This is a genomic window from Marinomonas communis, from assembly GCF_004363305.1.
In the GTDB taxonomy this organism is placed as follows: Bacteria; Pseudomonadota; Gammaproteobacteria; order Pseudomonadales; family Marinomonadaceae; genus Marinomonas; species Marinomonas communis.
On record NZ_SNZA01000005.1, the window covers coordinates 275,575 to 295,207 of the forward strand.

The 19,633-nt window shown below is 45.3% G+C and carries 16 protein-coding genes; 12 read left to right on the forward strand and 4 right to left on the reverse strand.

Going from position 1 to position 19,633, the window contains the following annotated elements; translation table 11 throughout:
• The first annotated feature begins 22 nt into the window (after positions 1-22).
• The 5 genes from nirB to C8D85_RS14950 all read left to right on the forward strand — a co-directional run bounded on the left by nirB (position 23) and on the right by C8D85_RS14950 (position 7,387).
• Positions 23-2,584 (forward strand): nitrite reductase large subunit NirB, encoded by a 2,562-nt coding sequence (gene nirB / locus C8D85_RS14930; protein WP_133564189.1) that lies wholly within the window; start codon positions 23-25, stop codon positions 2,582-2,584.
• A gap of 9 nt (positions 2,585-2,593) precedes the next feature.
• Positions 2,594-2,917, forward strand: a complete 324-nt coding sequence (gene nirD, locus C8D85_RS14935) for a nitrite reductase small subunit NirD (protein ID WP_133564191.1) — start codon at positions 2,594-2,596, stop codon at positions 2,915-2,917.
• A 213-nt stretch (positions 2,918-3,130) separates the two neighbouring features.
• Positions 3,131-5,794, forward strand: a complete 2,664-nt coding sequence (locus C8D85_RS14940; RefSeq protein ID WP_133564193.1) for a nitrate reductase — start codon at positions 3,131-3,133, stop codon at positions 5,792-5,794.
• Positions 5,791-6,798 (forward strand): glycosyl transferase family protein, encoded by a 1,008-nt coding sequence (locus tag C8D85_RS14945; RefSeq protein ID WP_133564195.1) that lies wholly within the window; start codon positions 5,791-5,793, stop codon positions 6,796-6,798. The genes C8D85_RS14940 and C8D85_RS14945 overlap by 4 nt, the downstream gene beginning before the upstream one ends.
• A gap of 4 nt (positions 6,799-6,802) precedes the next feature.
• On the forward strand, positions 6,803-7,387 hold the full coding sequence (locus C8D85_RS14950) for a molybdenum cofactor guanylyltransferase (RefSeq protein ID WP_133564197.1): 585 nt from the start codon (positions 6,803-6,805) through the stop codon (positions 7,385-7,387).
• On the opposite strand, the gene C8D85_RS14955 is transcribed toward C8D85_RS14950, so the two are convergent.
• From C8D85_RS14955 to purM, 3 genes are read right to left on the reverse strand one after another with little or no spacing between them, the layout of a single operon-like run.
• Positions 7,359-8,135 (reverse strand): DUF3108 domain-containing protein, encoded by a 777-nt coding sequence (locus C8D85_RS14955; protein WP_133564199.1) that lies wholly within the window; start codon positions 8,133-8,135, stop codon positions 7,359-7,361. The genes C8D85_RS14950 and C8D85_RS14955 overlap by 29 nt on opposite strands.
• 10 nt (positions 8,136-8,145) lie before the next feature.
• Positions 8,146-8,805, reverse strand: coding sequence for a phosphoribosylglycinamide formyltransferase (purN, locus tag C8D85_RS14960; protein WP_133564201.1), 660 nt, complete (start codon positions 8,803-8,805; stop codon positions 8,146-8,148).
• On the reverse strand, positions 8,802-9,857 hold the full coding sequence (gene purM / locus C8D85_RS14965) for a phosphoribosylformylglycinamidine cyclo-ligase (protein ID WP_133564203.1): 1,056 nt from the start codon (positions 9,855-9,857) through the stop codon (positions 8,802-8,804). Before purM ends, purN begins: the two co-directional genes overlap by 4 nt.
• Before the next feature lie 120 nt (positions 9,858-9,977).
• On the opposite strand from purM, the gene C8D85_RS14970 reads away from it, so the two are divergent.
• Entirely contained in the window at positions 9,978-11,069 is a 1,092-nt protein-coding gene (locus C8D85_RS14970) for a DUF2066 domain-containing protein (protein ID WP_133564205.1), read from the forward strand.
• Positions 11,062-11,295, forward strand: a complete 234-nt coding sequence (locus C8D85_RS14975; RefSeq protein ID WP_133564207.1) for a hypothetical protein — start codon at positions 11,062-11,064, stop codon at positions 11,293-11,295. The genes C8D85_RS14970 and C8D85_RS14975 overlap by 8 nt, the downstream gene beginning before the upstream one ends.
• Positions 11,296-11,358: 63 nt before the next feature.
• Here the strand turns inward: C8D85_RS14975 and gltA are convergent, their stop codons facing one another.
• Positions 11,359-12,642, reverse strand: a complete 1,284-nt coding sequence (gene gltA / locus C8D85_RS14980) for a citrate synthase (protein WP_133564208.1) — start codon at positions 12,640-12,642, stop codon at positions 11,359-11,361.
• Between the two features lie 567 nt (positions 12,643-13,209).
• Between gltA and sdhC the strand changes: the two genes are divergently transcribed.
• From sdhC to C8D85_RS15005, 5 genes are all read left to right on the forward strand, one after another.
• Complete coding sequence (gene sdhC / locus C8D85_RS14985) at positions 13,210-13,587, forward strand: succinate dehydrogenase, cytochrome b556 subunit (RefSeq protein ID WP_133564210.1); 378 nt, start codon at positions 13,210-13,212, stop codon at positions 13,585-13,587.
• A complete protein-coding gene (gene sdhD, locus C8D85_RS14990) occupies positions 13,581-13,928 on the forward strand; it encodes a succinate dehydrogenase, hydrophobic membrane anchor protein (RefSeq protein ID WP_133564212.1) in 348 nt (115 codons plus the stop codon). The genes sdhC and sdhD overlap by 7 nt, the downstream gene beginning before the upstream one ends.
• A gap of 3 nt (positions 13,929-13,931) precedes the next feature.
• Positions 13,932-15,704 (forward strand): succinate dehydrogenase flavoprotein subunit, encoded by a 1,773-nt coding sequence (gene sdhA / locus C8D85_RS14995; RefSeq protein WP_133564215.1) that lies wholly within the window; start codon positions 13,932-13,934, stop codon positions 15,702-15,704.
• A gap of 12 nt (positions 15,705-15,716) precedes the next feature.
• The gene (locus C8D85_RS15000; RefSeq protein ID WP_133564218.1) at positions 15,717-16,421 is read left to right on the forward strand and encodes a succinate dehydrogenase iron-sulfur subunit; all 705 of its coding nucleotides are present in this window, start codon (positions 15,717-15,719) and stop codon (positions 16,419-16,421) included.
• 347 nt (positions 16,422-16,768) lie between these two features.
• Positions 16,769-19,606: a 2-oxoglutarate dehydrogenase E1 component gene (locus tag C8D85_RS15005; RefSeq protein WP_133564220.1), complete on the forward strand. Its 2,838-nt coding sequence runs from the start codon at positions 16,769-16,771 to the stop codon at positions 19,604-19,606.
• Positions 19,607-19,633 lie beyond the last annotated feature (27 nt).

Sequence of the window (19,633 nt, forward strand, 5' to 3'; positions counted from 1 at the left end):
TCGAGTTAGTAAGGGGAACATAATGACGTCACTCTTGGGTTCAAATCAAACATCCAGATCACAGCTAGTCGTGGTGGGGAATGGCATGGTCGGCCACCATTTCATTGAGCAGTTAATCGAACTGGGGGGCCTTGATGAATACGATATTACGGTGTTTGGGGAAGAGGTTAATCTTGCATACGATCGTGTGCATCTTAGTGATTACTTCAACGGTGCGACCGCTGAAGACTTAGCTATGACAACCAGTGATTACTATCTTAATCATGGTGTGACGTTTTACACCAATACTCGAGTGATTGCTTTAGACAGAGAACAGAAGCTTGTTCTCATCGAAGATGGTGAGGCCGTTTCCTACGATAAACTTGTTTTAGCAACAGGTTCTTATCCTTTTGTACCTCCTATTCCAGGGCATCAACGTGAGAACACATTTGTATATCGTACCCTAGATGATCTGGATGCTATTAAAGCATGTGCCGATAAAGTAAAAACGGGTACGGTTGTCGGTGGTGGGTTATTAGGTTTGGAAGCCGCTAATGCCCTTAAAAACCTTGGTTTGGAAACCAGTGTTGTTGAGTTTGCACCAAGACTGATGCCGGTACAGCTGGATGAAACGGGCGGTGCTGTTCTAAAAGAAATGATCGAAGGGCTGGGCGTCTCTGTACTCACGGCAACGGCTACAAACGACATTGTGGATGGTGAGCAAGCATACCATCGAATGAATTTTGCAGGTGGTGACTTCCTAGAAACGGATCTAATTTTATTCTCCGCGGGTATCCGACCACGAGATGAGTTAGCACGCCAAAGTGAGCTGGAGATCGGCGAGCGCGGCGGCATTGTAATCAATAATCAGTGTATTACCAGTGACGCGGATATCTACGCGATTGGTGAGTGTGCTCTATGGGAAGGTCGCATATACGGATTGGTTGCACCGGGCTATACCATGGCGAAAACCGCTGCAGGGCACTTGATGCGTAATGTTGGAGCTGCATTTACCGGAGCCGACATGAGCACCAAGCTTAAACTTTTGGGTTGTGATGTGGGTTCGATTGGTGATGCCCATGCTATCTCTCAGGGAGCGCGTAGCTTCATTTATCAGGACCAAGTAAATCAAGAGTATCGCAAACTGGTTGTCAGTGAAGATGGCAAGAAAGTCATTGGTGCTGTGCTGGTAGGTGATAACAGCTATTACGATACATTGCTGCAATACTACCTCAACGGTATCGATCTACCTGAGCAGGCGCAGTCACTTATTTTGCCTGCTTCGAATGGCGAGTCTGTTGGCTTAGGCGTGGATGCATTGCCTGCTGCGGCATCGATCTGTTCATGTCATAACGTTACTAAACAAGACATTTCCGATGCTGTGGCGTCTGGAGCGATGAGTGTCGCAGATGTCAAAGGGGCGACCAAAGCTGCGACTGGCTGTGGTGGTTGTGCAGCACTCTTGAAAAAAGTGGTGGATAACGAACTAACGGCCTTAGGGGTTGAGGTCAGTACTGATATTTGTGAACACTTTCCATTTACCCGCCAAGACCTTTACAACCTGGTGAAAGTTGAAGGTATTAAGAGCTTCAAAGCGCTATTAGATAAGCATGGTAAAGGTCACGGTTGTGAGATCTGTAAGCCTGCAGTAGGCTCAATTTTGGCATCAGTTTGGAATGACTATGTCCTTACGAATGACCATATCAGTCTTCAGGATACAAACGATCGTTTCCTTGCAAACATGCAAAAAGATGGTACTTACTCAATCGTACCAAGGATTCCAGGCGGTGAAATTACGCCTGAAAAATTGATCGTAATCGGTGAGGTCGCTAAGGATTACAAGCTTTATACCAAGATCACTGGCGGACAACGTATCGATTTATTTGGTGCGACTTTGGCTCAATTGCCAGAAATTTGGAAGCGTTTAATTGATGCTGGATTCGAAACGGGCCAAGCATATGGTAAGTCTGTTCGTACAGTAAAGTCCTGTGTTGGTAGCACATGGTGTCGCTATGGTGTCAATGACAGTGTTGGAATGGCGATAAAAATTGAGAATCGATACAAAGGATTGCGCTCCCCTCATAAGCTCAAGTTTGCCGTGTCTGGTTGTACTCGTGAGTGTGCCGAAGCGCAGAGTAAAGACATCGGTGTAATCGCTACAGAAGGGGGTTGGAACCTTTATGTCTGTGGCAATGGTGGAATGAAGCCACGTCACGCGGATCTGTTTGCTACTGACCTCGATGACGAAACGCTGATCCGCTACATTGACCGTGTTCTGATGTTCTATGTAAAAACTGCAGACCGTCTGCAGCGTACCTCTGTATGGATGGATGGCCTGGAGGGGGGATTAGATTATCTAAAAGACGTGGTTATAAATGACTCGTTAGGTCTTGGCGATGAACTTGAGCAACAAATGTCTCATGTTGTGGATACTTTCCAGTGTGAGTGGAAAACAACGGTAAATGATGAGAAAGCACTGAAAACATTCCGCCAGTTCGTCAATTATGATGGTACGGATGAAAACGTTGTCTTTGTTCAAGAGCGGGACCAAATTCGTCCGGCGACAGAAGATGAAAAGTATGAACTCATTGCCAAGGCGGTATAGGTGGTCCTTATGAACTGGAACTTAATTTGTACGAAAGATGATTTGGTGGAAGATGCTGGCGTTGCCGCAATGGTGAATGGTGAGCAAGTGGCAATTTTCTATGTGCCTGAAGCGGAAGAGTCGGTCTTTGCTGTCAGTAACTGGGACCCGATTGGTAAAGCCAATGTTATGTCCCGTGGTTTGACCGCTCATTTAGAGGGACAATGGGTTGTCGCCAGTCCCCTATATAAACAGCATTACGTACTTAACTCTGGCCAGTGTTTAGAAGAAGACATCACTTTGAAGGTATGGCCGATTAAATTGGTGGATAACGACGTATATCTAGCCAGTTAAGAGAGTGTGAGCTTTTTTGGTGCGTTTTACTGTCAAAAGGCTTGTGTAATTCCCCAATGTAAGGCGATTTGTTTGTTTTTGATGGCAAATACTTGGCCTAATTATTGCTAAAACTAATATGTTCAGAATATCCAGTGTTGGGATTCTGCTGTTTGGCAAAGTAGCCCTGAATTCCGCAAGGAATCAGGGCTTTTTTTATGTGTAGAGGAAAGTATGTCAGCTTTAACTACCTGTCCATACTGTGGCGTAGGCTGTGGTGTAAAAGTCTCTGTAGCAGAGCAGCCCGAGAACGGTTTTTCTAGCCTAACGGGCGATGATTCACACCCAGCTAATTTTGGCCGTTTATGTGTTAAAGGCAGCAACTTAAAAGATACGTTAGTCCATGAAGATCGGCTTTTGACACCACGTGTTGATGGTCAAGATGTTTCATGGCAAGAAGCTACTGACTACATAGCCGAGCGCATTCAGCGAGTGGTTGAACAGCATGGTCCTGATGCTTTTGCGTTTTATCTATCCGGCCAGATTTTGACGGAAGACTACTATGTCGCTAATAAATTGGCGAAAGGTTTTATCGGAACCGCCAATGTCGATACGAATTCCAGACTTTGCATGGCTTCGGCAGTGGTTGGCTATAAACGAGCATTCGGCTCCGACACGGTACCTTGCAACTATGAAGATTTAGAAAAGTGCGACCTGCTAATCATGGTGGGTTCAAATGCTGCTTGGACTCATCCTATCTTATTCCAAAGAATTGCCGCTGCTAAAGCGAAGCGCCCAAAAATGAAAGTGGTCGTGATTGACCCCCGTAAAACGGCGACGTGTGATATTGCAGACTTACATTTAGCTATTCGTCCGGGGTCTGATGCGGCGATCTTTAATTTTCTGCTGGCGGAATCTGAGCGTCGTTTTGTGACCAATGGCGAATACATAAAACAACATACTAATGGGTTTGATGCCACCTTGGCGTCGGCTCAACGATCAGCACCGAATGCGAAAACGGTTTCTGTACATTGTGGTGTTAGTGAAGAAGATCTAGAGCGGTTAGCGACTTGGTGGGCAACAACAGACAAAACGGTGAGCTTTTATTCTCAGGGCGTTAATCAGTCCTCCTCTGGGGTAGATAAGTGTAATGCCATTATTAATTGTCATTTGGCGACAGGGCGAATAGGCCAAGAAGGAATGGGGCCGTTCTCAATCACAGGACAGCCGAATGCCATGGGGGGGCGAGAAGTCGGCGGCTTGGCAAATCAGCTAGCGGCGCATATGGACTTCGCAACACCGAACGCAATCGAGTTGGTCCAGCGCTTTTGGCAAGCTCCTAATATGGCACAGGAAAATGGTCTGAAGGCCATTGATATGTTCCAAGCGGTTGAACAAGGGAAAATCAAAGTTCTTTGGATTATGTCGACAAATCCGATGGTTAGTTTGCCTGATACAGAACAGGTGCGCCGTGCACTAGAGAAATGCGAGTTGGTCATCGTCAGTGATTGCAAGCAATCTACCGATACTACTGCCTACGCGGATGTGTTACTGCCGGCCTTGCCTTGGAGTGAAAAGGACGGAACGGTTACCAATTCTGAACGGCGCATATCAAGACAGCGCGGATTGCTCCCTGCGCGAGGTGAAGCGAAAGCCGACTGGTGGGCGATTTGTCAGGTTGCTGGTGCGATGGGGTATCAGAGCGCATTCAGCTATCGTTCGGTACATGATATTTTTCGTGAGCATGCCGCTCTGTCGGGTTTTGAAAACCATGGTAAGCGTGACTTTGATATCAGTTTATTTAGCAACATTAGTGAGCAAGCCTACCAAGACTTATTGCCAATCCAGTGGCCGGTGACAAAGGAAAGCCCGAATGGTACTGCGAGAATGTTTACCGACGGGAGGTTTTTTACGGCGGATCGTAAAGCAAACTTCATCCCCATTGATGTAAAAGAGCCACAGATTGCTCCTGATGAAGATTGGCCTTTTGTACTCAATACCGGCAGGGTTCGTGATCAATGGCACACCATGACGAGAACCGGTGATGCGGCCATTTTGTCACGACATATAGATCAGCCTTACGTTGAAATTCACCCGCAGGACGCTGCAGCGTTATCGATCGCAGACCACCAGTTAGTTCGCCTAACGTCTCTATATGGAGAAGCAGTTCTGAGAGCAAAACTGTCTGATCAGGTGCTGCCGAAGAATGTGTTTGTGCCCATTCATTGGACCAGACAATTTGCCAGTCAGTCGGTAGTGTCATCGCTGATCCCACAAATTGTGGATGCGCTCTCGGGGCAACCAGAATCAAAACATGCAGTGGTGAACTTGCAGCCTGTTGAAAACATTCGTTACGGCTATTTGGTATCGACAGCATTAGAGATTGTTGAGGGCTTCGAGTATTGGTGCAGAGTGCCAACGGATTTCGGAGAGCGGCTTGAGTTTGCTTACCAAGATGAGCTTTGTATGGCGGAACTGAACCTTGTCATCGAAGCGGCGTCTCCTGGTGGTGAGTGGCTTGAGTATGAGAACCCGATTAATCAGCATGTACGACGTGTTTATTTTGTAGATGGTGTTCCTAAAGCTGTTTTGTTGACACAAGCAACTCCAAATCTTCCGGTATCAAATTGGTTGGAGGAGCAGGTACTTCAATGTGAAGCGTTAACGGCTAACGAGCGTTTAGCGCTATTAGTGGGGCGCGCTTCGGGTGCAGTTGATAAAGGCGCCATCGTTTGTTCTTGCTTCCAAGTGGGTGAAAAGCAAATTTTACAAGCCATTGAAAGCGGGCAAGACAGCGTTGCTAAGCTAGGGGAAGCGTTGCAATGTGGAACAAACTGCGGCTCTTGTATCCCAGAGATTAAACAATTATTACCTAATATCGTAGAGGTGGTGTCATGAGTGCAGATTTCACGCAATTTATTAAGATCTTAGGTAAAGGTAAGAAAGGTGCTCGCACATTAACCATGGACGAAGCGGAGCTGGCAATGTCGATGATGTTGGCAGGACAAGCGTTACCCGAGCAGGAAGGGGCCTTTTGGATGTTGATCCGCATTCGTGAGGAGACCGTTGAGGAGACCGTTGGTTTTACCAAAGCTGTCAGAGCACATTTAGCAAAACAGATGCCTAATGCTAAGGTGGATATTGATTGGCCTGCTTATGCAGGAAAGCGCAATGAACTGCCTTGGTTCTTGCTTTCTGCACTTGCACTAGCTGATGCTGGCTATCAAATCGTCATGCATGGGCACTCTTTTAAAGGAGAAGGGCGACTATACGTTGATGAGGTTATCCAGTCTTTAGGTCTGCCATTTCTAACGGAGCAGAATGCTCATCTATTGGAAGACCACCTTGCGCAACATCGCTTTCTTTATTTACCGCTTGCGAGCATCGATAAGCGCCTGTCCAAAATGATGGATTTAAAGCTGTCCTTAGGCTTGCGCTCACCGGTTAACACAGTGGTTCGAATGATGAACCCGTTGCAAGCGAAGCACAGTGTGCATGGTGTGTTTCACAAAGGCTATGATGATTTGCACGCACAAGCCTGTTTGCAGCTTGAAGATCCTTCTGTATTGATCTTCAGAGGGGGCAACGGTGAAGCTGAAATTAATCCAGAAAGAGAGGTCACATTGGCAACTGTTCAGGATGGGCAATTAAAATGGGATAAATGGGCACGTTATGAGCACGAACATACCCGTAACAAAGACAATTTATCCATTGAGCGCCTGATTGATCATTGGACAGGTGTCTCGGTCGACCCATTCGGTGAAAAAGCGGTTTTGCAAACTATGGCGGGCGTACTGGGATTAATCCATAATGAGCCGGATCAGGCTCACTGTTTAGAGCTGGCAGCTTTACTCTGGCAGTCAAGGCATCGTGAGTATTTGCAATACAATCAAGTAGTATAGGTCTATGGTTTCAAGGGACGATGTTTCAGTTTTGATTTTGGCGGGTGGGCAGGCTCTGCGTATGGGAGGCGTCGACAAGGCGCGTCAGCTTTACCAGGGTGTTCCTCTGATTGAACATGTCATATGTGCGGCACAGCCCTTTACCAATCGTATTGTAATAAGCGCCAACCAGAATATTGAGTACTATAAAACATTGGCTGATGACGTCGTTGTTGATCAACCTCCTTGGCAAACTATCGGTCCATTAGGCGGCTTGTTTGCCATGTTGCCGAGTTTAGAAGATCAGCAGTCTATTCTGATTTTACCTTGTGATACGCCTCGGATTTCAACGCTTGCATTAGAAAGTTTGTTGGCTGCCTCGAAAGCCGCACCGAGTAAGGTTCATTGTCTGAAAACGGAAAATGGGTGGCAGCCTCTGCATGCAGTTTTACCTGTCGCCCGTTTAAAGCAATGTTTATCAGAGTATTTGGATAGAGCTGAGCACTTCGGGGTAATGGGCTTTTATAACTTTCTTGGGTGCGAGTCCGTTTATTGGGATCGACAGGAGGAATTGCTCAATATTAATCGTATTGAGGAGTTGAATCTTTAGTTGTAGTGGATTGTTCTACTTTATCCACATTGAGAGTATACGACTCTCCCTTTTCAAAGTGCTCCATCTTAACAAGCAAATAGTCGAGTTTTGGAGCGAACCAGAAGTACTGATGGCGTTTGTCTGAGAGGTTGTCAGTACGAATGACCTTGATTGTTTCAAGCTCTCCTAATTTTGTCTGCACTAACTCTTTTGCTTTGGTTTCGAATGTGTATTGCTTAAGCTTGCCTCCATCAGCAATATTATAAGCAAGCTGTTCTCTCCCGCTTAACAGGTCATATCGCAGTTGTAACTGAAGTGTTAGACGATCTAGTGAAATATCGTCAATGGGCATTTTCCAAGTGTTATCTTTTACCGTGTTCGACGCTACCATTTCATCCCAATCAAACTCTACTTTGACATTTTTACGTTTACCTAGGATTCTTGAACTGTAGTGGTACTCAGTTGGACGTAAGCTCCCTGATTGGAGGCTGAACAGGCTCGTTTCTTTTAAAGAGGCTAGCAGTGTGTCGACATGAAAGTTGAATTGCCAAAGGTCTGCCGCTTGCTTGGTCAGTGTTTGGGTGCCTTCGACTTTAAGGGTAATGCCTTTTTTGTACAGTGTGCTGTAGGTGACCTGATAAGGTGCGAAAAATTCAGGCTCTGATGCAGGGATGGGGGCTCCCGAATTCTGTGAAATGTCTTCGGCGTAAGAGGGTACTATCAAGAGCAAACACGTTGCGATAAAAGATGTTCTGATAATACCCATCTTGTTATTCCTAATGTTCGTTTAAATCCGTTGTGTAACGAACGCCTGACTCAGGCAAAGGTTGTCCATCTAACATGGCTTGGCCACTTTCCAGTTTCAGCCTACCTGAACTGAACCATTTAACACTGAGTGGATAAATGATGTGCTCAAGAGCATGAACTTTTTGAGCTAAAGAGTCTGCCGTATCGTTTTCGTTAATCTCAGTACTTGCTTGTAAGACCACTGATCCTGCATCAAGTTCCGAAGTCACAAAATGAACCGACACACCATGCTCCGATTCGCCCGCATCAATTGCACGTTGATGAGTATTCAGGCCTTTGTATTTCGGTAACAAAGAAGGGTGAATATTCAACATGCGGCCTTCATAGTGGCGCGTGAATTCTTCGGTAAGAATACGCATAAATCCAGCCAGTACAACCAGCTTAGGTTGATATTGATCAATCAGGCTCATCAGAGCTTGATCAAATAACTCTCGGCTTTCAAATTGCTTATGATCCAAGGCGTGGTTTGCAATGCCAGCTTGACTGGCACGCTCTAATCCGTACGCAGACGCTTTATTGCTGATAACGGCTTTGATATCAATGTCTAATTGACCTTGCAGGCTTTGATCAATCAAAGCCTGCAAATTACTGCCGCTGCCAGAAATTAGCACAACGACTGGAAAACTCATGCAGAAGCCTCAAGGTCAGAGATCACAACCTCTTTTCCGGCTTTCTCACGAATTTCACCGATTACCCATGCGTTTTCGCCTTCGGCTTTAAGAATTGCAAGAGCGTTTTCTACATCTGCTTTATCGATCGCAAGTACCATACCGACACCACAGTTTAGTACGCGGTACATTTCTTCTTGCTCAACGTTGCCTTGCTCTTGTAGCCAATCAAAGATGGCAGGACGAGTCCAGCTTGCAGCATCAATGTAGGCCGCAGCACCTTCAGGAAGAACGCGCGGGATGTTCTCAAGTAGACCGCCACCCGTGATGTGTGAAAGTGCTTTTACGTTTACTGACTCCATCAATTTAAGGATAGATTTAACGTAAATTTTAGTCGGCGCAAGTAGAGCATCTTTTAGCGCTACGCCGTCAACTTCTTGATCCAGCTTGGCACCACTTACTTCAAGGATCTTACGGATCAAAGAATAGCCGTTTGAGTGTGGGCCAGATGAGCCAAGTGCGATCAGGGTGTTGCCTGCTTCAACTTTGCTACCATCAATGATTTGGTCTTCTTCAACCACACCAACACAGAAGCCAGCTAGGTCGTAATCACCGTCATGGTACATGCCAGGCATCTCTGCAGTTTCGCCACCAACTAGCGCACATCCAGATTGAAGACAGCCTTCACCGATGCCTGTTACAACGTCCGCAGCAACATCAACGTCTAGTTTGCCTGTTGCGTAGTAGTCAAGGAACAACAGCGGTTCGGCACCTGCAACAACAAGATCGTTAACACACATCGCTACCAAGTCGATACCAATCGTATCGTGCTTGTTAAGGTCCATTGCCAAGCGTAATTTTGTACCCACGCCATCAGTACCAGAAACTAAGACAGGGTTTTTGTACTTTTGAGGTAGTCGTGTCAGTGCGCCAAAGCCACCTAAGCCACCTAGTACTTCAGGTCGGCGTGTTTTTTTACTGACGCCCTTAATACGTTCAACCAATTCGTTGCCCGCGTTAATGTCTACGCCTGCGTCTTTGTAACTAATCGAGGTTTTTTTCGATTCGGTCATTGCCTATGCCTTATCATGGTGTGGGAAAAGCGGCATTTTAACACAGTGGAAAATAAGGGCTATGGTTCTTTGCATAGAAGACAGTAGAATAGAGAAAATACGATATGAAAGGGGATAGTTTTGAAGCGTATTGTTTGTTTATGGTTGCTGATGTTGTCGTCCCTCGGGCATGCGGTACAAGTATCAAATTTGTATTCCGCCGTTGTCCAAGTACCCGCCAGCTTAGATGATCGCCAGCTACTAAATCGTGCATTTAATGAAGCGATTGATGATGTGTTGGCGCGAGTTTCCGGGCAACAACAAGATATTTCTTCTCGTGTAACTCAAAAAGCACATCAGTCTGCAGCCAGTTGGGTGGCACAGCACTCCGTTCAAGATGTGATTGATACCATCGAGGGTGCGGATGGTCCTGAAGCGGCCAAAGAAATCAATGTCACTTTTTACAAAGAGTCGGTTGATTCGTTCTTATATGATAACGACCTACCTGTGTGGGGAGAGAATAGACCAAGTATTTTGGTTTGGTTGATAGAAGATCAATCAGGTCAACGTCAAATGTTTGGTGCGAATCAGCCGTCTTCGGCACTATCTAAGTTATTTGATGACGCGAAGCACTTTGGTTTGCCTGTTTATGCGCCTTTAGTGGATGCGACAGATAGGCAAACACTAAGCTCAAGTGCTTTGTGGGGGTTCTTTGAAGAAGATATTTTAGCAGCGAGTCAGCGTTACCAAACGGATGTTGTCTTGGCGATACGTCTGAGTGAATATCGTGGTGAAGCCGTAGTTGAGTCAATGCTGCTTACACCAAATCAGTCATCTCGTTTGATTTCTGCAACCAAGCCAACGCAGCAAGAAGCGGTAGAAGAGGTTTTGGTGCGTTTAGCTGCTTTGCTTTCTGATCGCTATGCTTCTATAAAAACGCTTACTCCGCAAGAAATGTATGTTCAAGTAGATGGGGTTCGTAACTATACGGCGATGTCCACCTTGCGTCAGTATATTTCATCAATGGGAATCGTGAAGCAGGTTCAGTTAAAAAGCATCGTTGAAGGGCAGGTTGGATTAGATATCTTACTTAATGGTACGCCTGAAAAGTTCGCTAATACTGTGGCGTTAAACTCTGTATTAAGCAGCAGCTTACAAACTGCTGGTATGACAGATCCATTGTTGAATTCTCTTCATTATCAGTACACAGGTAAAGGTAAAATAAATGACTAACGAGGTTGACGTTACACCAATAGAGAAGGACTTCTTTGCTCGCTCTCCAGAAGAGCAGAGCGACTTTTTGCAACAGACTTGGTGCAACCAATGTATGGAAATGGATTTAGGTATGAAAAATCCACAAGAGTTTGAAGCTGGAGAGCGTAATTGGATTGAAGGTGAGTGCGTTAAGTGCGGCTCTAAAGTTGTGACCGAGCTTGTTTTTGAAGATGACGAAGAATAAAACTTCATCTCCCTAATGCAAAAAAAAAGCGGCTTAAAAGCCGCTTTTTTTATGATTAACCAATTACTTATCGGTTGGGTAATCGCGTTCTGTGTGTCCCACGTACAATTGACGAGGACGGCCGATCTTGTAGTTGCCACTGATCATTTCGTTCCAGTGTGAGATCCAGCCGATCGTGCGAGACATCGCAAAGATCACCGTAAACATTGACGTTGGGATACCGATGGCTTTCATGATGATGCCAGAGTAGAAGTCAACGTTAGGGTACAGCTTACGTTCCACAAAGTAAGGGTCTTCAAGGGCAATTTGCTCAAGGCGTTTAGCAATCTTAAGCATTGGGTCATCTGACTGACCAAGCTCCGCAAGTACTTGATCACAGGTTTCACGCATAACTTTCGCACGAGGGTCGAAGTTCTTGTAAACGCGGTGACCGAAGCCCATTAGACGGAATGGATCGTTTTTGTCTTTCGCCTTAGCAATGAATTCATCAATGTTCGATTCATCGCCAATTTCTTCAAGCATGTTCAAGACCGCTTCGTTAGCACCGCCATGGGCTGGGCCCCAAAGCGTAACGAAACCAGCTGCAATACACGCAAACGGATTGGCGCCTGATGATCCTGCAAGACGAACAGTAGATGTAGATGCGTTTTGCTCGTGATCCGCATGTAGAATAAAGATGCGGTCCATGGCCTTAGCGAACACTGGGTTAACTTTGTATTCTTCACAAGGTGTTGCAAACATCATGTGAAGGAAGTTCTCTGCGTAGCTCAAATCGTTACGTGGGTACATGGTCGGTTGACCTTTAGAGTACTTGTAACACATCGCCGCAAGAGTCGGCATTTTAGAAATCAAGCGGAATGCTGCGATTTCGCGGTGTTTTGGATCGTTAATATCCATGTGATCTTGATAGAAGGCAGATAGAGCACCTACAAGACCCACCATGATTGCCATAGGGTGAGCATCGTTGCGGAAGCCGTCTAAGAACTTCTGCATGGACTCAGCAACCATTGTGTGGTTTTTAACAGTTTCTACGAATTCAGCTTTCTGCGTAGCGCTAGGAAGCTCTCCGTACAAAAGTAGGTAACAAGTCTCAAGATAATCTGAGTTTTCTGCTAGATCGGCGATTTTGTAACCGCGATGTAGTAAAACACCTGCTTCACCATCGATATAAGTGATCGCAGATTCACATGAGCCAGTCGACATGAAGCCAGGATCGTAAGTAAAGACGCCATGAGAACCTAACGTTCTTACATCTATTACGTCTTGTCCAGCTGTGCCTGATAATACAGGAAGTTCAATCGGTTGATCGATACCGTCTACTGTTATGCGAGCTTTTTTGTCAGCCATTTTTGGTCTCCTTCGTACTCTGGTCCGGGCAAAGAGCCTTGAATTAGCTCTCCAGGCCCAGAAGGTGCGGAAAAAATACTTTCTTAGTGGTTACAAAGTCAATTAGACAAATTTCTTAGCGTTTATTAGATCCTAGTAATTTCTATGTAAATTTCTAACAAGAAAATAAAATGAGCTTGCTTAAAATGTGCACAAACTTCATCTAAGCTTTTGATAAATAAACATTTAAAAAATATTTTCGATGATTTTAAAAGTGTAATTTTATACCATTATTGCTTAAATTTATGGCTCCATTCATTTTATGAATGGCGACCATCAAAAACCCTACGTTCTGTCTATTTGTCTTAGGTTTTTGGCCTAGTCTATAATTGCGACCCGATGATTTCATTGATTTGTCGGTGTTATTTAGCAAGTTTGAGTCGCTTGCAACAATATCGTTTGCAAATCGATGGGATTTTCACGGAGGCCTATGTAAACCTTTTGTACGTTTTTAAACGTAAGAGAAAGGTGACAATAGAACTTGGGTCGTGATTGACCATTCAATCAAACAAAGTGGTGTAAAGAGTCGTGAACAAAAAAAGACCAGTCAACCTTGATATTTCCACAATATCAATGCCCGTAACCGCAATAGTCTCTATCCTGCATCGTGTAACAGGGATCATCCTATTTATTGGATTGGTGTTCTTGTTTTACGCGTTTGACAAATCATTGTCTTCACAGCAAGGCTTTGATCAAGTGGTAGAGATGCTACAAAGCAACTTCCTAGCGAAATTTGTCGTTTGGGGTGTTGTTTCAGCTTTGATGTACCACTTCGTGGCAGGTGTGAAACACCTGTTTATGGACTTGGGGCATTTCGAAGAACTTGAAAGTGGCCGCGCTGCGGCGAAGGCGAACCTTGTGATCGCTGTTGTTCTGATTCTACTAGCAGGGGTGTGGATATGGTAACTCAAATTACTAGTTTTGGCCGTTCAGGTCTGTACGACTGGATGATGCAGCGTATTTCTGCACTAGTTCTTTCTGTCTACAGCATCTTTATTATCGGCTACCTTCTGCTGAATCCAGATCTTACATACGAACAGTGGAGTGGTTTGTTCGAAACTACTTCTATGCGCATCTTCTCATTGTTAGCGCTTTTGTCTGTTGGTATTCACTCTTGGATCGGTTTGTGGTCTGTATCAACTGACTACATTAAAGCAACAGGCGTTCGTTTCTTTTTTCAATCTCTATGTGGCTTAGTAATGTTTATCTATGTCGTATGGGGTATTCAGGTTCTTTGGGGGCTGTAAATAATGGCTAATATTCGTACTATTTCTTTTGATGCCATTGTAATTGGTGGTGGTGGCGCAGGTATGCGTGCGGCACTTCAATTGACTGAGTCTGGTTTGAACACTGCGTGTGTAACAAAAGTTTTCCCGACTCGTTCACATACTGTATCTGCGCAGGGTGGTATTACTTGTGCGATTGCAAGTGAAGACCCAAATGATGATTGGCGTTGGCACATGTACGATACCGTTAAAGGTTCCGACTACATTGGTGACCAAGACGCTATCGAGTACATGTGTTCTGTAGGTCCACAAGCTGTATTTGAGCTTGAGCACATGGGTCTACCTTTCTCTCGTAAAGAAAATGGCCGTATCTACCAGCGTCCTTTCGGTGGTCAGTCAAAAGACTTCGGTAAAGGTGGTCAAGCAGCGCGTACTTGTGCAGCAGCTGACCGTACTGGACACGCTCTTCTACATACTCTTTACCAAGCAAACCTTAAAGGTGGCACAACATTCTTTAACGAGTGGTATGCAGTTGACCTGGTTAAAAACTCTGATGGCGCAATCGTCGGTGCGGTTTCTATCTGTGTAGAAACGGGTGAAGTAGTTTACCTTAAAGCGAAAGCGACGGTTCTTGCTACAGGTGGTGCAGGTCGTATCTATCAGTCAACGACTAACGCCCACATTAACACTGGTGACGGTGTAGGTATGGCACTGCGTGCTGGCGTGCCAATGCAAGACATGGAAATGTGGCAGTTCCACCCAACTGGTATTTACGGTGCGGGTACACTGGTTACAGAAGGTTGTCGTGGTGAAGGTGGTTACCTGATCAACAAAGACGGCGAACGTTTCATGGAGCGTTATGCGCCAAACGCGAAAGACCTTGCAGGTCGTGACGTAGTAGCTCGCTCAATGATTCTTGAGATCCTTGAAGGTCGTGGCTGTGGTGAAAACGGTGACCATGTTCTTCTAAAGCTTGATCACCTTGGTGAAGAGACGCTAAACAAACGCTTGCCAGGTATCCTTGAACTGTCTCGTACATTTGCGCACGTTGATCCAGTTAAAGAGCCAATTCCTGTTATTCCAACTTGTCACTACATGATGGGCGGTGTTCCGACTAACGTTGGTGGTCAAGCGCTGATGCAAAACGAAGCAGGCGAAGATGTTATCGTTCCTGGTTTGTATGCGTGTGGTGAAATCGCTTGTGTATCCGTACACGGTGCGAACCGTCTAGGTGGTAACTCTCTACTAGACTTGGTGGTATTCGGACGTGCAGTGGGTCTACAGGTTAAAAAGTCTCTAGATGAAGGCTTTGACTCTATGGATGCTAACGACACTGATGTTGAAAAGGCGATGGCTCGTCTAAATCGTTTGAACAACACTACAGGTGGTGAGTCTGTAGCTGAGGTTCGTGCAGAACTGCAAAAAGTAATGCAGCTTTACTTTGGTGTATTCCGTGAGGGTGCATCAATGCAGAAAGGTTTGCAACAGCTTGAAGAAATTCGTAAGCGTGTTGAGAACCTTCACCTTGAAGATAAGAGTATGGCTTTCAACACAGCTCGTATCGAAGCTCTTGAGCTTGAAAACTTGCTAGAAGTGGCGGAAGCAACAGCGATTCCTGCGGAATTCCGTAAGGAAAGTCGTGGTGCGCATGCTCGTAATGACTTTACTGAACGTGATGATGAAAACTGGTTGAAACACTCTTTGTATCACCCAGCGGATAAGAAAGTGACCAAGCGTGATGTGAACTTTGCGCCGAAAACAATGGAACCTTTCCCACCTAAAGTACGTTCATACTAAGGAGTTATGTCGATGTTAGTTAGTATCTACCGTTACAATCCTGAGAAGGACGATGCTCCTTACATGCAGGATTACGAAGTTGAATTGCCAGCAGGTAAAGACCTGATGGTGTTGGACGTGTTGAACCTTTTGAAGGCTCAAGATCCAAGCATTTCCTACCGTCGCTCTTGCCGTGAAGGTGTATGTGGCTCTGATGGTATGAACATGTCTGGTAAAAACGGGCTTGCATGTATCACGCCTGTTTCTGCAGCAGCTAAGAACAACAAGCTAGTTTTGCGTCCACTTCCTGGTCTGCCAGTAGTGCGTGACCTTGTTGTGGATATGGGACAGTTCTACAAGCAGTACGAAAAGATCAAGCCGTTCTTGATCAACGATACGCCAGCGCCTGCAATCGAGCGTCTACAAAGCCCTGAAGAGCGTGAGAAGCTTGACGGTCTTTACGAGTGTATCTTGTGTGCGTGTTGTTCAACGTCGTGTCCGTCTTTCTGGTGGAACCCAGATAAGTTCATCGGTCCTTCTGGTTTGCTTCAAGCTTACCGATTCTTGGCCGATAGCCGTGATACAGCGACACAGGATCGTTTGAGCGACCTTGATGATCCATTTAGTGTATTCCGCTGCCATGGCATCATGAACTGTGTGAATGTTTGTCCTAAGGGCTTAAATCCTACGAAGGCAATTGGTAACATTCGTACCATGTTGATCCAACGAGCGACCTGATACTCGTTGAGCGTAAGGCATTAGTTTTTCGTTAAGATGCCCGTTAGCGACTCTAGTTTATGGAGTCGCTAATCTGCTCAAGCGCAACCTTGAGCAAAAAACATAAAAATAAGTTGCGAAGAATTTAGTTTTTCATGGCAGATATTTATTTGCGCATGAAAAAACACTAAATAGTCCCATTTGTTACTAAAAACTCTAGTCTTAGTGATTTAGAATAGGACTGTTTAAGTGTCGTTAGGCGAAAAAAGTAAATAATAAGCTGGCAACTATCTATATAGTTTAACCAGAATGAAAATTTGAGTTATCACATGGTGATAGCTGGCTCGAACATAAAAGGGTGATCGAGAATGCATGAAAGTTTGATGGAGTTGCTATGGAGCACTTCTCACTTTTCAGGGGGCAACCTTGAATATGTTGAGGGGCTGTTTGAGAGCTACTTAGTTGACCCCAACTCAGTATCGGAAGAATGGCGGAAATGTTTTGATCAGTTGCCGAGAGTTAGCGAAGCGCAGTCAACCGATCTTCCTCACTCTGTTATTCAACAACAATTCTTAGAACTTGGTAAAAACAAGTTCCGCAATATCCCTGTTTCTACAGGTGTCGCTGCAAGCTCAGATCATGAGCAAAAGCAAATCAACGTACTTCAGCTTATCAACGCGTACCGTGTTCGAGGACACCAACACTCCAATTTAGACCCGCTAGGTCTACAAAAACGAGATAAAGTTGCTGACCTTGATTTAGGTTACCACCAGCTAACTGGTGCTGATCTTGATACGTCGTTTAATACCGGTTCTCTTTTCTTTAACCAAGAAACAATGCCTCTAAAAGACATTGTGACTGAGTTAGAGAAAACTTACTGTGGCTCTATCGGCTACGAATTCATGCACATCGTCGACACCCAAGAAAAAGCTTGGTTGCAACAGCGTGTTGAATCCGTTCGCTCTCGTCCAGAGTACTCAGCTGAAACACGCAAAGCTTTGTTAGAGCGTCTAACTGCAGCGGAAGGTCTTGAAAAATACTTAGCAAGTCGTTACCCAGGTGCGAAGCGTTTCGGCCTAGAGGGTGGTGAAAGCTTAATCCCAATGGTGAACGAACTGATTCAACGTTCTGGCGCACTAGGCGCTAAAGAAGTTGTTATCGGTATGGCCCACCGTGGTCGCTTGAACGTACTTGTTAATACTTTAGGTAAAAACCCTAAAGACCTGTTCGATGAGTTTGAAGGTAAGAAATTGGTAAATACGTCTGGTGACGTGAAGTACCACCAAGGTTTCTCTTCAAATGTTATGACTGCTGGCGGCGAAGTACACACAGTACTAGCGTTCAACCCTTCACACCTTGAAATTGTTTCACCGGTAGTGGAAGGTTCAGTACGTGCTCGCCAAGATCGTCGCGAAGACAAAACAGGTAAAACAGTTGTTCCAATTTCCATCCACGGTGATGCAGCATTCGCTGGCCAGGGCGTGGTGATGGAAACGTTCCAAATGTCACAAACACGCGCCTACAAAACAGGCGGTACAGTGCACATTGTTGTGAACAACCAAGTAGGTTTTACAACCAACCGTCAAGAAGATTCTCGCTCAACTGAATACGCAACTGATGTTGCGAAAATGATTCAGGCTCCGATCTTCCATGTTAACGGTGATGATCCAGAAGCAGTTCTATTTGTTACCCAACTAGCACTGGATTACCGTTACGAGTTTGGTCGTGACGTGGTCATCGATATGGTTTGTTACCGCCGTCGTGGTCACAACGAAACGGATGAGCCTTCAGGCACTCAGCCACTGATGTACAAAATCATCAGTAAGCTAAAAACGACTCGTACTAAATACGCTGACTTCTTGATTTCTAATAAAGTAGTAACAGAAGCTGAAGCGGATGAGCTAGTGAATGAAAACCGTGAAGACCTAGATAATGGCCGTCACGTTGCTAAGAGCTTGGTGCTAGAGTCTAAGTCTGAGCTATTTGTTGATTGGACACCTTACCTAGGTGTTGAGTGGACAGATGCCGGTGATACAACTTACCCACTAGATAAATTGCAAGAAGTTGCTAAGAAAACAACCACTATTCCTGATGGTGTTGTAGTGCAACGTCAAGTAATGAAGATCTACGAAGATCGCAACAAGATGACCGCTGGTGCCATGCCTCTTAACTGGGGTTACGCTGAAACCATGGCATTTGCGACTTTGCTAGAGCAGGGGTACCCAATTCGTATTACTGGACAGGACTCAGGTCGTGGTACGTTCTCTCACCGCCACGCTGTGATTCATAGTCAAAAAGACGGTAGCACTTACATCCCACTTAAGCACTTGTCAGACGATCAGCCAACACTTGATCTTTATGACTCGTACCTGTCTGAAGAAGCGGTATTGGCTTTCGAATACGGTTACTCAACGACTTCACCAAAAGGTTTAGTGGTTTGGGAGGCTCAATTCGGTGACTTTGCTAACGGTGCACAAGTTGTAATTGACCAATTTATTACCAGTGGTGAGCACAAGTGGGGCCGTTTATGTGGTCTGACAATGTTGTTACCGCATGGCTATGAAGGCCAAGGCCCAGAACACTCTTCTGCACGTCTTGAGCGATTCATGCAGCTATGTGCTGAATACAACATTCAAGTATGTGTGCCTACGACACCATCGCAGATTTTCCACATCTTGCGTCGTCAGGCCATTCGACCAATGCGTCGTCCACTGATTATTATGTCTCCTAAGAGTTTGCTGCGTCATAAGCAAGCAATCTCTACATTAGAAGATTTATCTGAAGGTAGCTTCAAAACGGTATTGCCTGAAGTAGCAGATAACATTAAGCCAGAAAACGTAAAACGTTTGGTGATCTGTAGCGGTAAGGTTTACTACGATTTATACAATCGTCGTGAAGAGCTGGCTAAGGATGATGTGGCTATCATTCGTCTTGAGCAATTGTATCCGTTCCCATACGCTGACTTTGAAGCGATTTTGGAACCGTACAAAAATGTTGAAGAGTTAGTTTGGTGTCAAGAAGAGCCTAAGAACCAAGGTGCTTGGCATGCAAACCGCCACCGTATGAGCCGTGTGTTAGAAAAGCTGTATCCTGAACTTAAGATCCGCTTTGCTGGACGTATTTCTTCTGCTGCTCCGGCTGCAGGTTACATGTCCGTACACGTTGAAGAACAAGAAGCGCTGGTTAACGACGCGATTGTCGGCTAGCAACACTGCCTGTCAGAGATAAGGGTA